The organism is Sphingomonas sp. (assembly GCF_035555815.1).
In the GTDB taxonomy this organism is placed as follows: domain Bacteria; phylum Pseudomonadota; class Alphaproteobacteria; order Sphingomonadales; family Sphingomonadaceae; genus Sphingomonas.
This window is the reverse complement of sequence record NZ_DATMGG010000135.1, coordinates 1-10121: the sequence shown is the minus strand read 5'-3', so window position 1 is coordinate 10121 and position 10121 is coordinate 1. Positions and strand designations below refer to the sequence as shown.

10 protein-coding genes and 1 other RNA gene are annotated in these 10121 nt (G+C 68.5%); 5 read left to right on the top strand and 6 right to left on the bottom strand.

Annotated elements, in window-relative coordinates; all coding sequences use genetic code 11:
- Positions 1-826 (bottom strand): TPM domain-containing protein (locus VNR91_RS07490; RefSeq protein WP_325490145.1); only part of this gene is annotated, 826 nt, incomplete at its 3' end.
- Between the two features lie 96 nt (positions 827-922).
- Positions 923-1513: a LemA family protein gene (locus VNR91_RS07485; RefSeq protein ID WP_325490144.1), complete on the bottom strand. Its 591-nt coding sequence runs from the start codon at positions 1511-1513 to the stop codon at positions 923-925.
- A gap of 96 nt (positions 1514-1609) precedes the next feature.
- On the opposite strand from VNR91_RS07485, the gene mscL reads away from it, so the two are divergent.
- The gene (mscL, locus tag VNR91_RS07480; RefSeq protein WP_325490143.1) at positions 1610-2041 is read left to right on the top strand and encodes a large conductance mechanosensitive channel protein MscL; all 432 of its coding nucleotides are present in this window, start codon (positions 1610-1612) and stop codon (positions 2039-2041) included.
- Positions 2042-2212: 171 nt separating this feature from the next.
- On the opposite strand, the gene VNR91_RS07475 is transcribed toward mscL, so the two are convergent.
- Positions 2213-2644 carry an Rrf2 family transcriptional regulator gene (locus VNR91_RS07475; protein ID WP_325490147.1) on the bottom strand — a complete coding sequence of 144 codons (432 nt, stop codon included), beginning with the start codon at positions 2642-2644 and terminating at the stop codon, positions 2213-2215.
- A 194-nt stretch (positions 2645-2838) separates the two neighbouring features.
- On the opposite strand from VNR91_RS07475, the gene ssrA reads away from it, so the two are divergent.
- The 4 genes from ssrA (at position 2839) to VNR91_RS07455 (ending at position 6200) form a co-directional block, all read left to right on the top strand.
- Positions 2839-3179, top strand: a transfer-messenger RNA (tmRNA) gene (ssrA, locus tag VNR91_RS07470).
- A gap of 188 nt (positions 3180-3367) precedes the next feature.
- Positions 3368-4138: a class II aldolase/adducin family protein gene (locus tag VNR91_RS07465; RefSeq protein ID WP_325490142.1), complete on the top strand. Its 771-nt coding sequence runs from the start codon at positions 3368-3370 to the stop codon at positions 4136-4138.
- A 36-nt stretch (positions 4139-4174) separates the two neighbouring features.
- Complete coding sequence (locus tag VNR91_RS07460; RefSeq protein ID WP_414712390.1) at positions 4175-4807, top strand: DUF4126 domain-containing protein; 633 nt, start codon at positions 4175-4177, stop codon at positions 4805-4807.
- A 70-nt stretch (positions 4808-4877) separates the two neighbouring features.
- The gene (locus VNR91_RS07455) at positions 4878-6200 is read left to right on the top strand and encodes an OmpA family protein (protein ID WP_325490141.1); all 1323 of its coding nucleotides are present in this window, start codon (positions 4878-4880) and stop codon (positions 6198-6200) included.
- A 164-nt stretch (positions 6201-6364) separates the two neighbouring features.
- On the opposite strand, the gene VNR91_RS07450 is transcribed toward VNR91_RS07455, so the two are convergent.
- From VNR91_RS07450 to pnp, 3 genes are all read right to left on the bottom strand, one after another.
- Positions 6365-7543, bottom strand: coding sequence for a serine hydrolase domain-containing protein (locus VNR91_RS07450; RefSeq protein WP_325490140.1), 1179 nt, complete (start codon positions 7541-7543; stop codon positions 6365-6367).
- 49 nt (positions 7544-7592) lie between these two features.
- On the bottom strand, positions 7593-8663 hold the full coding sequence (locus VNR91_RS07445) for an NAD(P)-dependent alcohol dehydrogenase (RefSeq protein WP_325490139.1): 1071 nt from the start codon (positions 8661-8663) through the stop codon (positions 7593-7595).
- A gap of 237 nt (positions 8664-8900) precedes the next feature.
- On the bottom strand, positions 8901-10121 hold a 1221-nt coding region (gene pnp, locus VNR91_RS07440), incomplete at its 5' end, for a polyribonucleotide nucleotidyltransferase (protein ID WP_325490138.1).

Below are 10121 nucleotides of genomic sequence, written 5' to 3'. Positions count from 1 at the left end.
CCCAGCCGCCCCAATGATCGTCATCATCGTCGCGACCGGAATGGTGCGCGCCGCGCGCGATCTCATCGGCGATCGACCACAGGACGATCGGCATCACGCCATTGCCGCCGCCGCGCCCCTTGTATCGTTTGCCACGGCTGGCGCCGGCACCGACGAACATGAAGAACAGCACGATCCCGATCGGCAGCAGCACCGGCCACGGAAAGCCGCCGCCTGACGACGCTGCGCCGCCGCGCCGGTGGGCGCGGTCGAATTCGGCGACGGCCCCGTCGACCTTGGCCTGCGCCTCCTCCGGCGAGGCGCGCAGCTGGGCGACGATCGCGTCGGCGCCGGCGGTCATCGCGCCGGGGACGTCGCCGTCGCGCAGGCGCGGCATCATCTGGGTGTTGATGATCGTGCTCGACAGCGCGTCGGTCAGGATCGGCTCCAGCCCATAGCCGACCTCGATCCGGGGGCCGCGGTGGCCGGCGGGTTCGTTGGGGGCGATGAACAGGATGACGCCGTTGCTCGCGTCCTTCAGCCCGACTCCCCACGCCCGGCCCAGCCGATAGCCGTAGTCCTCGAGCGGATAGCCCTGAAGATCGGGGATGGTGGCGACGACGACCTGGCGGTTGGTGTCGCGTTGCAGCGCCTCCAGCTTGGCGGTCAGGTCGGCTTTGGTCTCGGGCGGCAGCACGTTGGCGGCATCGACCACCAGCCCGGTGAACTTGGGGAAATCCTGCGCGGTCGCCGGCGCGGCGAGCGTCAGCAGAAACAACAGAAACGCCGCGAACCACCCCCATCCGTTCGCCCTGATCGTTTCAAAGGGCTGCACTTCTCTCTTCACCTCCGAAGAAAAGGGCGGGGCTTCGACAAGCTCAGCCCGAACGGGGAGAGGGGCGGTTTCCGGTCAACACTCCGGCACCGACCGCCCCTGTATCCCTCAGCTGCCGTTGCCGAAGTTGACGGTCGGCGCGGTATCCGCCCCGGCGCTCGCCTGGAACGGGGTCATCGGCTTGGCGCCGTAGAAGATCTTGGCGCCGATCGCGTCGGGAAAGGTGCGGATGCGGGTGTTATAGGCCTGCACCCCCTCGTTATAGTCGCGCCGCGCGATGGCGATCCGGTTCTCGGTCCCTTCGAGCTGCGACTGGAGCGCCATGAAATTGGCGTTCGATTTCAGGTCCGGGTAATTCTCGGTCACCGACAGCAGCCGGCCGATCTGCGCGCCCAGCGTCGATTGCGCCTGTTCGAACGCCTGGACCTTGGCCGGATCGGTCAGGTCGTCGGCGCTGACCTGGATCGACGTCGCCTTGGCGCGCGCCTCGGTCACCTGGGTCAGCACGGTCGATTCCTGCTGGGCATAGCCCTTCACCGTGTTGACCAGATTGGGGATCAGGTCGGCGCGGCGCTGATACTGGTTCTGCACCTCCGCCCATTTCGCCTTGGCCGCCTCCTCGGCGGTCGGGATCGTATTGAGGCCGCAAGCCGACAGGGCCAGCGCCGCCAGACCGGCAAATACAAGACGAAGCTTCATGGTGACTTGTCCTCCAACCGTCGCGGTTGCAACATTTAGGGGCCCCGTGCGTCCGCACAATGGCAATTCGGACGAAATTAAGAGGGAGACGAGCAAATGTTCAAGGAATTCAAAGCGTTCATCGCGCGCGGCAACGTGCTCGACCTGGCGATCGCGGTGATCATCGGCGCGGCGTTCGGCAAGATCGTGACGTCGCTGACCGAAGACGTGCTGATGCCGGTGATCGGAAAGCTGTTCGGCGGGCTCGATTTCTCGAGCTATTTCCTGACGCTGGGGCCGGTGCCGGCGGCGTTGCAGGGATCGAGCGACTATGCCGCGCTGAAGAAGGCGGGCGTGCCGTTGCTCGGCTATGGCGAATTCATCACGCAGTTCGTCAATTTCGTCATCATCGCCTTCATCATCTTCCTGATCGTCCGCGCGGTGAACCGGGTGATGCCGGCGACGATCGCCGATGCGCCGGCCGAGGCGGCCGACGTGACGCTGCTGCGCGAGATCCGCGACGAACTGCGCGCGCGCAAGGGGGCGTAGTTCGATAAAGTGACGGGCCACTGACGGGCCACTGACGGGCCGATGACAGGGATGGGGCGGTGCCGGGCCGCCCCTTCCCGCCTGGCCATCCGACGGGCGTACCGGCCGGGCGGCCGGGTGGCCGGGTGAGGAGTGGGCCGGCGCCGTCGTCCGGCGACGCCGGATCGCACCTTACGCCGCGACCAGTTCCTCGGCGGCGGCGTCCTGCAGGCTGGTGCCGTCGAGGATGCGCGCGGTCTCGTCGCGCACCCGCGCCATCGCGATTCGAATCGCGCAGCGCGCCTCATCCTGGCAATCGTTGCACGGGCGATAGGCGGTGCGGCTGACGCAGGGCACCAGTGCCAGCGGGCCCTCGATCACGCGGATGATCTCCCCCAGCGAGATCAGGTGCGGGCGGCGCGCCAGGCAATAGCCCCCGGCCTTGCCGCGGTGGCTGTGGAGGAAATTGGCTTCCCGCAGATCGGCGAGGATCAGTTCCAGGAACTTCCTGGGCACATTGGCCGCCGCCGCGATCCGGTTCATCGGCACCGGCGGGCCGTCCAACGGCTGTTCGGCGAGGAAGATCATCGCGCGGAGCGCGTACCGGGAACGCTGGGTCAACATAACGATATGCCCCATGCGCCGGTAATGTGGCCATGTGAAGGCCGGACGCGGCTTTTCATCGGCGCTGTCCGGAAATGCGCGGAAAAGCGGATTTCCAGGCGGCGCCGGCCGGCTCCCCCACCCGGCCATCCAACGGCAGTATCCTATGGGTGGACGGGTGGGGGAGCGGGCCGGTGCCGCAATGTCGCTATAGACGCATTCCCAAACCGACTCTCAGCCCCTATATGCATCCTGTCGGGTTCGCCCGACTATGGCGATAAAGGATTGCGCGCAATAGATGCAGCGGACCCGGGGGCAGTACCCGGCGGCTCCACCACCAACCGCCGCCCAGGCGGATGATGACGGGGCCGAACCAGGATCGACGTGTGTTGAAAAACGTAGTCTTTCGCTCGGAATGGGACCACCGCGACGGCCCATTACACAAGTGCCAACGATAACGAAGCACTCGATATTGCGGCGTAACCCCACGGCCTAACGGCTTAAGGTTACTCTAAAATGCGCGGTTGGACCGCACCGGGCAACAGAAGCGGATTCCGGCGGCCGCCGGGGGGGCCGAGCAACAGAATCCCCCCGGACCTCTCCCGACAGCATCGGGCACCGGGCAACGGAATCCCCTTTCCCCCCCGCTTCCCGCTTTTCTAACGCGGCGCGGGCGTACCGGATGTTTGAAAAGGCGGATCAATCGGCGTATCCTGCCGGTCAAACGGACCGGAGAGACACGCCATGGCCACGTTAGCCCGCGCACCCGAAACCCAGATGGCGCCCGGCGAGTGGGAGGCGCGGGTCGATCTGGCGGCGGCGTACCGGCTGGTGGCGCTCTACGGCTGGGACGATCTGATCTTCACCCATCTGTCCGCGCGCGTGCCGGGGCCGGAGCATCACTTCCTGATCAACCCCTATGACATGATGTTCGAGGAGATCACCGCATCGTCGCTGGTCAAGATCGACGTCGACGGCAAGCCGGTCAACGACACCGGCCAGCCGGTCAACCCGGCCGGCTTCACCATCCATTCGGCGATCCACATGGCGCGCGACGACGCCCATGCGGTGATGCACCTCCACACCCCCGACGGGCAGGCGGTGTCGGCGATGGAATTCGGGCTGTTGCCACATACCCAGACCGCGATGATCGCGAAGCACAACGTCGCCTATCACGACTATGAAGGCATCGCGACCGACCTGGAGGAGCGCGAACGGCTGGTCGAGGATCTGGGCGACAAGCACGCGATGATCCTGCGCAACCATGGCACGCTGGCGGTGGGCGACAGCGTCGCGTCGGCGTTCCTGCGGCTCTATTTCCTCGAACGCGCGTGCGAGGCGCAGGTCAAGATGCTGTCGGCGGGGCGCGACAACCTCAACACCCCGCCGCAGGGGACGGAGGAAAAGGTCGCGGTGCAATCGGCGCCGGGCGGCATGGGGATGCTGGCACAGCGGCTGGCGTGGCCGGCGCTGCTGCGGAAGCTCGACCGCATCGATCCCGGTTTCCGCAACTGATGCGCCCGGCGCGCCGGCCCGCGCGCGCGAACGGCGGTGCTCGCTGATGGGCTGGCGCTGATGGGGCCGGTCGAGATCATCGGGCTGGCGGGCAGCATCAGCCTGCTCGCCGGATGGCGGCTGTACCTGTGCGTGTTCGTGGTCGGGTTGGGGATGCACCTGGGCTGGTTCGCGCTGCCCGACCAGCTCCACGCGCTCGACGTGCTCGCCAATCCCTGGGTGATCGGCATCGCCGCCGTCGGCGCGGTCGCCGAATTCCTCGCCGACAAGGTGATGTGGATCGACAGCGCGTGGGACGCGGTGCACACGCTGGTGCGCCCCGTCGGCGGCGCGCTGCTGGCGCTGGCGATCGTCGATCCGCACAGCCCGGCATGGCAGGTGGCGGTGCTGCTGCTCGGCGGCGGCGCGACGCTGCTGACCCACGGCGCCAAGGCGGGAACGCGCGCGGTGGTCAACGCCAGCCCCGAACCGGTGAGCAACGCGGTGGTATCCACCGGCGAGGACGTGATGACGGCCGGGCTGCTGGCGCTGGTGACCGCGTTTCCGGCGGTGGCGATCGCCGTCGCGGTCGTGCTGCTGGCCGGCGCGGTGGCGGCGGTGCTGGTGCTGCGCCGGCTGCTGCGGCGGCTGTTCGGCGCCCGTGCGGCGCCCGCCCCGCCGGGCGGCTGAAGCCGCGCGGGCGATCGATTGCGCGCGATCCCGGCGGGCGTTAGGCTGCGCGAAACGGGAGGGGCGGCGGATGCACAGGGTTTTGACCGCATTGTGCGGGATCGCGATGCTGGCGCTGTCGGCGTGCGGCGGCGGCGGCGATCCGGGCGCGAACGCCGCGCCATCGGCGCCGCAGACCGCCGCCGCGCCGGGCGGGGCGGCGACCCCCGCCGCGGTTGCCGAATCCGATCTGTTCGCGTTCGGCGCGGGCGCGCTGTTCGTCGAGAAGCCCGACGACAACGATTACAAGGACTATCTCTACGGCCCCTATGCGCTGACCGACGAATCGAACGCCACCGACTGGCGATCGATCGCCGACAAGCCGGCGGTGCTGGTGCTGGAACTGGCCGAGCGATCGACGCTGACCCGGCTCGATTTCGATACCGCCGGGCTGACCAATGAGGACAAGTCGGTCAGGCATGTCCGCGTCGAGATATCGGACACCGCGGCGAACAGCGGCTTCACCACCATCCTCGACACCGAACTGAAGCGCGCGGAACGCCAGGCCGTGCCATTGGCGGCGCCGGCGACCGGGCGGTGGGTGCGGGTCACCGCGCTCAGCAACTATGGCGCCGAATATTACGGGCTGGTCAACCTGCGCGGCTACGGCACGCAACTGACGCATGACGCCAGCCTGGCCAACGTCTCCGGCACCTATGAGGGCGCGAGCGGCTGGGGCATGGTCCGCCTCAAGCAGGAGGGGACGCGAGTCACCGGCTGCTATGACTATCGCAGCGGTACGGTGGCCGGGGGCACCGAGGGACGGATATTGAAGCTCGAGATGCTCCAGCAGGGCGTCGACGGCGGCACCGATCGCCAGCTCGGGTTGTTCTCCTTCTCCGCCGACGGCAAGCAGATGCTCGGTTTCGCGCGGCGCGCCGACAGCGACCCCGACAACAGCCTGTTCGAGGTCTACAGCGGCGAGAAGATCAGCGACGACGTCGGCGATTGCCCGGCGATCCCTGACTGGAAGGGGGCGGCGGCGAAGTCGCAACTAGCGACCGCCTTGGAAAAGACCGGGCGCGCGCGGCTCGACGGGATCAACTTCGATTTCAATTCGGCGACGATCCGCGCCGAATCGAAGCCGCTGCTCGACCAGGTCGCCGCGCTGCTCAAGGACCATGGCGACTGGCAGGTGACGCTGGAGGGGCATACCGACAATGTCGGCGGCCCGGCGTTCAACCAGACGCTGTCGACCAGTCGCGCGGCGGCGGTGAAGGCCTATCTGGCCGCCGCCGGGGTGCCCGAGGGACGGCTCGAGTCGGCGGGCTTCGGCTTCGACAAGCCGGTCGCGCCCAACACCACCGCGGCGGGGCGGGCGGAGAACCGGCGGGTGGAGATCGTCAAGCGGTAGGCGCGGCCCGACCGGTCGTTATTTCCCTTCGCCCCCAAAGGCGTCATTTCCACGCAGTCGGGAATCGGTTCGCGCTGGGCTTGGTGGCAACCATGGCCCTCAGCGTGAGCCGATTCGCGCCTGCGCGGGAATGACGATTGTATCTTCGGGGCGGCAGCGCGCCGCTACCGCCCGCGCGCGAGCCGCTCCTCCTGGGGGCTGAACCGAGTCTCGCCCTTGCTGCCGTCGGCGACGGCGGTGGCGAAGAAGGCGACGCCGGTGCCGCGCGCACGGTCGATCCACAGGCCCGAGCGCAGCGCATAGGCCTCCCCCGAATGGCCGACGCGCGGGCGGCCGTCGCCGAACAGATCGTCGTCGCAGCCGGGCCGCGCGGTGGGCAAGCTATGGGTGGCGAGGCCGTACTGGCAGGTGAAACCCTGGTCGTTGTCGCCGTTGGTGCCGTCGAAGGTCCACACCGGCGTCTCGATCGTCGCGATCGATGCGGGGGTCAGGAAATCGCCACCGCGCCGCAGCAGCATCTGCCCGACCCGGGCGAGATCGCGCATCGAGATGTTCATGCCGCCCTGCGGGCTGAACATCCCGCCATTGTCACCGATGCGATAGCTGGTCAGGTCGCACGGCCCCTTCGCCACCGTCGGGCAGGCGGGGCGGACGCCGTGGAGATCGTCGCGCGCGACATCGCCGTTGGCGCGGTACAGCACCACCGCGCGCGCCACCGCCGCGTCGCTGCACCCCGACCAGTTGTAGCAGCCGTCCAGCCCGAGCGGGCGGAACACCTCGCGCTGCATCAGCCGGTCGAACCGTTCGCCCGCCGCGCGCTCCATCGCCGTGCCGATCACCGGGAAATTGAGGTTGGTGTAGCGGAAATAGGTGCCGGGCGCGTGGGCGGCGTCCCACGCCTTCGGATCGGCGAGCGCGTCCTGCACCCGCACCCCGACCGGGATGATATAGTCGATGCCGTCGGTCAGGCTCGATCGGTGCGACAGCAGCAGCCGCAGCGTGATCGGCGTGTCGGGAAACGCCGGGTTGCGCAGCCGCCAGCCGAGATAGTCGGACACGTCGCGATCGAGGTCGAGCGTCCGCGCCTCGACCAGCCGCATCACCCCCAGCGCGACGACGAGTTTCGAGATGCTGGCGACGCGGACCGGATCGGCCGGGGTGACGCGCCGCCCGGTACCGCGATCGGCGATGCCGGCGGCGTGTTCGGACAGGATGCGCGAGGCGTCGAAGGTGACCCGCGCCTCCGCCGGCTGGGCCGCGGCGGGGGGCGGGGCGGGGTCGGCCGGAGGCGTCGTCGCCGCGCAGCCGGAGAGCAGGACGAGGATCGGCAGGATGGTGCGCATCGCGCGACTATGGCGGGGACGGGCCGCAGAGGCCAGTCCCCGCCGGGGTTCAGGCCGGCTGCTGCTTCAACGACGCCATGTCGATCACGAAGCGATATTTGATGTCACTCTTCAGCATCCGGGCATAGGCGGTCTCGATCTGGTCGATCGGGATGATCTCGACATCGGCGGTGATGCCGTTGTCGCGGCAGAAATCGAGCATCTCCTGCGTCTCGGCGATGCCGCCGATCGGCGAACCGGCCAGCGAGCGGCGGTTCATCAGCAGGTTCCACACGCTGGGCGACGGGTGCGGATGTTCGGGCGCGCCGACCAGCGTCATCGTGCCGTCGCGGCGCAGCAGCACCATGAACCGGTCGAGATCGTGGCTGGCGGCGACGGTGTTGAGGATGAAGTGGAAGCTGTTGGCGTGCGCGGCCATCGCCGCGTCGTCCTTCGAGATCACCACTTCGTGCGCGCCGAGCGCCTTGGCCGCCTCGACCTTGTCGGGCGAGGTGGTGAAGGCGACGACGTGCGCGCCCATCGCCGCCGCCAGCTTGATGCCCATGTGGCCGAGCCCGCCGATGCCGACCACGCCGACCTTTTGCCCCGGCCCGACCTTCCAGTGGCGCAGCGGCGAATAGGTGGTGATGCCCGCGCACAGCAGCGGCGCGACCGCGGCGAGGTCCTTCTCGTCGTGGCCGACCTTCACCACGAAATCCTGCTTGACGACGATGTGATCGGAATAGCCGCCATAGGTGTGGCCGCCGCTGATCGTGTCGGTGCCGTTGTAGGTGCCGACCATGCCGGTGGTCTCACAGAATTGCTGCTCGCTCGCCTCGCACGACGGGCAGTGGCCGCAGCTGTCGACCATGCAGCCGACGCCGACCAGCTCGCCGACGGCGAAGTCGGTGACGTCGCCGCCGATCGCGGTGACGCGGCCGACGATCTCATGGCCCGGAACGCACGGATAGAGCGTGCCGCCCCATTCGCCGCGCGCGGTGTGCAGGTCGGAATGGCAGACCCCGCAATAGAGGATGTCGATGGAGACATCGCCGGGGCCGACGTCGCGGCGCTGGAAATTGAACGGCGCGAGCGGCGACTCGCCGGATTGCGCGGCGTAGGCGTGTGCCTGGGTTGGCATGACTGCGGCCCCTTTTCATGTGATGCTGAGCTGGGCGGCGACCGATCGATCCCCGCGCCCCGGAATATGGGAAGCCGCACCCGTCGCCGCCAGTGCCGCGCCGGATTTTTCGTGTGCGGCGCCCGGGGAATCGCCGACGCCGCCGGACGGCGGGAGATGGTGCGACGGAGAATGAAAAAGGGGCCCGCGTCGCCGCGAGCCCCCTTCCTCTCTCCCCGGCCTTTCCAGCCTTCGGTATCAGTCGCGGTCGCCCGTCAGGAAGGCGGGGGCGAACTCGGGCTCCGGCCCATTGTCGTCCTTCGCCGATTCGCGACGCGGGCCGCGTTCCCCGCCGCCATCGCGACGCGGGCCACGATCGCCGCGCGGGCCACGGTCGCCGCCACGGTCGCCACGACCGCCGCCGTCACCGCGCGGGCCGCGGTCGCCGTCGCGGCGGGGGCCGCGCGGGCCGCGATCGCCACGGTCGCCGCCTTCACGCGGCTCGCGCGCCGGACGGGTATCTTCCAGTTCGGCGCCGGTTTCCTGATCGACGACGCGCATCGACAGGCGCACCTTGCCGCGCGGATCGATCTCGAGCACCTTGACCTTGACCTCCTGGCCTTCGCTCAGGACGTCGCTGACCTTCTCGACACGCTCGTTCTTGATCTCGGAAACGTGGACCAGGCCGTCCTTGCCGCCCATGAAGTTCACGAACGCGCCGAAATCGACCAGGTTGACGACCTTGCCGTTGTAGATCTTGCCGACCTCGGCCTCTTCGACGATGCCCTTGATCCAGTTGATCGCGGCTTCGATCTGCGACACGTCGGACGACGACACCTTGATCACGCCCTCGTCGTCGATGTCGACCTTGGCGCCGGTGGTGGCGACGATCTCGCGGATCACCTTGCCGCCGGTGCCGATGACGTCGCGGATCTTCGACTTGTCGATCTGCATCGTCTCGATCCGCGGCGCGTGCGCCGACAGTTCGGTGCGGGTCTCGCCCAGCGCCTTGGCCATCTCACCCAGGATGTGCGCGCGGCCGTCATGGGCCTGCGCCAGCGCGACCTTCATGATCTCCTCGGTGATGCCGGCGATCTTGATGTCCATCTGCAGGCTGGTGATGCCCTCGCTGGTGCCGGCGACCTTGAAGTCCATGTCGCCCAGGTGATCCTCGTCACCCAGGATGTCCGACAGGACCGCGAAGCCGTCGTCTTCCTTGATCAGGCCCATGGCGATGCCGGCCACCGGACGCGCCAGCGGAGCGCCGGCGTCCATCAGCGACAGCGAGGTGCCGCAGACCGTCGCCATCGACGACGAGCCGTTGGACTCGGTCACTTCCGACACCACGCGGAGCGTGTAGGGGAAGTCTTCCTTCTTCGGCAGCAGCGGGTGGATGGCGCGCCACGCCAGCTTGCCGTGGCCGATCTCGCGGCGGCCCGGCGAGCCCATGCGGCCGGCCTCGCCCACCGAGTACGGAGG

Excerpts from the sequence above, each read along its gene's own strand:
- VNR91_RS07485 (WP_325490144.1), bottom strand. The coding sequence starts at position 1,513 with ATGAAGCTTCGTCTTGTATTTGCCGGTCTGGCGGCGCTGGCCCTGTCG.
- VNR91_RS07450 (WP_325490140.1), bottom strand. The coding sequence starts at position 7,543 with ATGCGCACCATCCTGCCGATCCTCGTCCTGCTCTCCGGCTGCGCGGCG.
- VNR91_RS07475 (WP_325490147.1), bottom strand. The coding sequence starts at position 2,644 with ATGTTGACCCAGCGTTCCCGGTACGCGCTCCGCGCGATGATCTTCCTC.
- VNR91_RS07465 (WP_325490142.1), top strand. The coding sequence starts at position 3,368 with ATGGCCACGTTAGCCCGCGCACCCGAAACCCAGATGGCGCCCGGCGAG.
- VNR91_RS07455 (WP_325490141.1), top strand. The coding sequence starts at position 4,878 with ATGCACAGGGTTTTGACCGCATTGTGCGGGATCGCGATGCTGGCGCTG.
- VNR91_RS07445 (WP_325490139.1), bottom strand. The coding sequence starts at position 8,663 with ATGCCAACCCAGGCACACGCCTACGCCGCGCAATCCGGCGAGTCGCCG.
- mscL (WP_325490143.1), top strand. The coding sequence starts at position 1,610 with ATGTTCAAGGAATTCAAAGCGTTCATCGCGCGCGGCAACGTGCTCGAC.